At 69.7% G+C, this 3,490-nt stretch carries 3 protein-coding genes; all 3 read right to left on the reverse strand.

Translation table 11 applies throughout. The annotated features are described in order from the left end of the window. The coding region (locus tag AACZ35_RS13325) for a UbiD family decarboxylase domain-containing protein (RefSeq protein WP_339830101.1) at window positions 1–479 on the reverse strand (479 nt) is incomplete at its 3' end. Continuing rightward, window positions 476–1,531 carry a PLP-dependent cysteine synthase family protein gene (locus tag AACZ35_RS13330; RefSeq protein ID WP_339830103.1) on the reverse strand — a complete coding sequence of 352 codons (1,056 nt, stop codon included), beginning with the start codon at window positions 1,529–1,531 and terminating at the stop codon, window positions 476–478. The genes AACZ35_RS13325 and AACZ35_RS13330, both read right to left, overlap by 4 nt. Then, complete coding sequence (locus AACZ35_RS13335) at window positions 1,528–3,456, reverse strand: pyridoxal-dependent decarboxylase (RefSeq protein WP_339830105.1); 1,929 nt, start codon at window positions 3,454–3,456, stop codon at window positions 1,528–1,530. Before AACZ35_RS13335 ends, AACZ35_RS13330 begins: the two co-directional genes overlap by 4 nt. Between the last annotated feature and the right edge of the window lie 34 nt (window positions 3,457–3,490).

Below are 3,490 nucleotides of genomic sequence, written 5' to 3' on the forward strand. Positions count from 1 at the left end.
AGGCCGAAGGTGATGAGCCGGGCGACGTCGCCGGGCCAGCAGCGCTGGATCGGCAGGCTGCCCAGGTCGATGTCGTTGCCTTCGAGCACGATGTCGTTGAAGCCGGCCTCGCTGGTCGGCTTGGGGGCCACGTGCGCCAGCTGTGCCAGCTCCGGCCAGGTCGCCAGTGCCTGGCGCAGGCTCGAGGGCCAACGTGGTTCCTTGATCGATGCCAGCAGTTCACCCAACTCCCGCAGCGATGCTAGGGGCCGGCCGCCCAGCGCCAGTTCGATGCGGTCGCGATGGCCGAACAGGTTCCCCAGCAGCGGGTGCCGAGACCCGACCGGGTTGCGCATCAGCAGCGCCGGGCCGCCCTGCTGCAGCGCAAGACTGCACAGGGCCGTGCTTTCGAGCTCGGGATCCACCGGGGCTTCGACCTCGCGCAGCTGGCCACGGCGCGACAGTTCGCCGAGGAAAGAACGCAGGTCGTGATGGCTCACGAAGCCAGCCGGGCCAGGAATGCCGTTCGGGCGGCGGCGAGATCGATGTCCTGCCGCGCCAGCCAGTCGGCGTCGAACAAGGTTTCGGCATAACGTTCGCCGCGGTCGCAGAGCAGGCTGACGATGGCGCCGCTTTCACCACGTTCACGCATGCCCGCGGCCAGCCGCAGGCAAGCCACCAGGTTGGTGCCCGAACTGCCGCCGTAGCGGCGGCCCAGCGCGCCTTCCAGCCACCAGCAGGCGGCGATGGAGTCGGCGTCGTCCACCTCTTCGACGGCATCGACCACGTCGTACAGGAAGCCCGGTTCGGCGTGGCTGCGTCCGATGCCTTCGATCAGCGTGCGCTGGCTGGCAACGGCGTTGGCCTCGCGCGTGCGCCAGCCCACGGCGAAGGCGCCGCCGGTGGGTTCGGCCACGCAGACGCGGCTGTCGAGCCGGCGGTAGCGAAGATAACGGCCGAGCGTGGCCGAGGTGCCGCCGGTGCCGGCGCCGCAGACCACCCAGGTCGGTTCCGGGTCGGGTTCCAGCGCCATCTGCGCCAGGATCGATTCAGCGATGTTGTTGTTGCCGCGCCAGTCGGTGGCGCGTTCGGCCAGGCCGAACTGGTCGAGGTAACACAGGCCTTCGGCGGCGGCCCGCTCGCGCGCGATCTCGCTGGCGTCCAGTCCCGGTGGCAGCAGCACGCACTCCGCGCCGAGCGAACGGATCAGGCGCACCTTGGCCGGTGCGGTGCAGTCCGGCATCACCGCCTGGAAACGCAGACCCAGCAGGCGCGCGAACCAGGCTTCGGAAATCGCGGTGCTGCCCGAAGACGCATCGATGACACCCTGGCCTTCGCGCAGGCGGCCGTTGCACAGCGCGTAAAGGTAAAGCGAGCGCGCCAGCCGGTGCTTGAGACTGCCGGTGGGATGCGCGGCTTCGTCCTTGAAGTAGAAGCGGATGCCCGGGAAGGCCGGCAGATCCAGGCGCAGCAGGTGGGTGTCGGCCGAACGCGCGGCCTCCTGGGCCAGGCAGGCCAGGGCTTGCTTGAGCCAGGTGCGGTCGGTGCTCATGCCGCCGCCGCTTTTTCGACAAGCGCCATGGCCTGGCGCTCCAGGTAGTCGAAGTACATTTCCAGGTAGCTGATGCCGTTGCCGGTATCGAGCAGGAAGGGATTCATCAGCGTGTGGCGCAGGATCACCAACCGGTCGTCGTCTTCGCCGCCGGCGTCGAGCGTGGCCGGGTCCAGGCCCAGGGCCTCGAGCGCACGCGTGGTTTCTTCGGCGCCCATCACGTCCGGGCGCAGGGTGGTCATCGAGCCGAAGAACTCGCGTGCCTGCACGGGCTGGCGTGGGTCGTAGCTCAGGCTGCGGTGCAGGGCGCGCACGAAGCGGTTCATCGTGGCGACATCGGTGTTGCCGGCGGGATTGAGCGCCAGGCAGATCAGGTTCGAATCGGGCTCGAAGGGAAGCTTGCAGACCAGGCGCCCTTCCAGGCGCGCCGCGAAGCGGGTGGCGGCGGTGCGGAAGGCTTCGGTGGCGACGATGGATTCACGCGGCAGGGCGCCGAAGTTTTCGTGGTCCAGCGGCAGCACCTGGTGGGTGACGTACACGGCCGCCGCAGCCGCGCCGGGTTTGGAACCTTCCGGGATGTAGCGGCCCAGCTTGCGGAAACGCTGGAAGAAGTCCGGCGTCTCTTCGGTGCTGAAGACATAGTCGGCGTCTTCGGCCAGCAGCTGCATGGCCCGCTGGTCGCGGCACAGGAAGGCGCCGGCGCCGTAGGGGATGTAGCCGAGCTTGTGCGGATCCACCGTGATCGAATCGACCCGGCCCAGCGCCGCCACGGCGGCGTGCACCTCCGGCGCCGGGAAGTCGCGGAACTCCTCGCGCATGTCCTGGATCGGCCGCAGGCTGCCGTCGGGCTTGCGGAACAGGGTGCACAGGTAGCCGCCCCAGGCCGCGTCCACGTGCACGGCGAAACCCAGGCCGGCCTCGGCCCAGCGCTCGCGCGCGGCCACCAGTTCGTGCAGCGGGTCGATGGTGCCGAACTCGGTGCTGCCCAGCACGCCCACCACCATCAGCACCGGCTGGCGTTCGCGATGGCAGCGCGCCAGCATCTCTTCAAGTGCATCGGTATCGGTGCGCATGCCGCGTTCGGGCACCAGTTCGAGCCGGGCGCGGCCCAGGCCCATCAGCTTCATGCCCTTGGACCAGGAATAGTGGGCGGTGACCGGCGCGAACACGCGCGGCGAGCCCAGCTCGGGGTGCCTGTTGAGGAAATCGGCCAGGCCCAGGGATTCCAGCCGGTGCGCGGCCAGCTGCGCACGCCAGCGGCGGCGTTCGCGCGGCGGCTGGCTGGCCAGGAAGGCGTTCCACTGGTCCAGCAGCGCCACCACGGCGGCCGTGGGCAGGTTGAAGGCGCTCCAGTCGTCGTCGGGCAGGTCGATGCCGGGCGGCGCCGCGGCCCGCAGCGCCACCGGGAAAGCCTTGCCGGCCAGGGCCAGGCGCAGTGCCTGGAAATTGGCCAGGGTGCCGCCGGAGGTGAGGTGGCCGAAGGCGCAGTCGGGCCGCGCGGGGTCGTCGACGAAGCCGAACATGCGGGCGAGCTGCAATCCGGCCTTGAGCTCCATGTCTATGGTCACCGGCGCCGCGTCGATGCTGACGTTGTTCGGGTTGTAGGGCAGGGTGAGGAACTGCGCCGCCAGCCCGGGCAGCAGCAGGTCGGACACCATGTGGCCGATGTAGCGCGGGCTGTGGAAGGGCACCGAACGTTTGAGCGAGGCCGACAGCGCATGCAGTTCCCGGCGCATGCGCGCCTCGAAGTCGCGGTAGGCCGGTTCGCCGGCGGCGCCGGTGGGAATGGCCGGCGGGTCCTCGGGATGGAAGTTGCGGCGCCAGTAGACGTGGTCGCGCAGGAATTCGACGACGAGCTTTTCCAGCAGGGCGTCGTTTTCGCCGTAAGGGCCGAGGAAACACGGGTGGATGGACGGTGAGGTCATGCCGCCAGCCCCTGCAGGATGCCCAGCGGATGGT

The sequence above is a fragment of the uncultured Arenimonas sp. genome, from assembly GCF_963976025.1.
GTDB lineage: Bacteria > Pseudomonadota > Gammaproteobacteria > Xanthomonadales > Xanthomonadaceae > Arenimonas.

Excerpts from the sequence above, each read along its gene's own strand:
- AACZ35_RS13330 (WP_339830103.1), bottom strand. The coding sequence starts at position 1,531 with ATGAGCACCGACCGCACCTGGCTCAAGCAAGCCCTGGCCTGCCTGGCC.
- AACZ35_RS13335 (WP_339830105.1), bottom strand. The coding sequence starts at position 3,456 with ATGACCTCACCGTCCATCCACCCGTGTTTCCTCGGCCCTTACGGCGAA.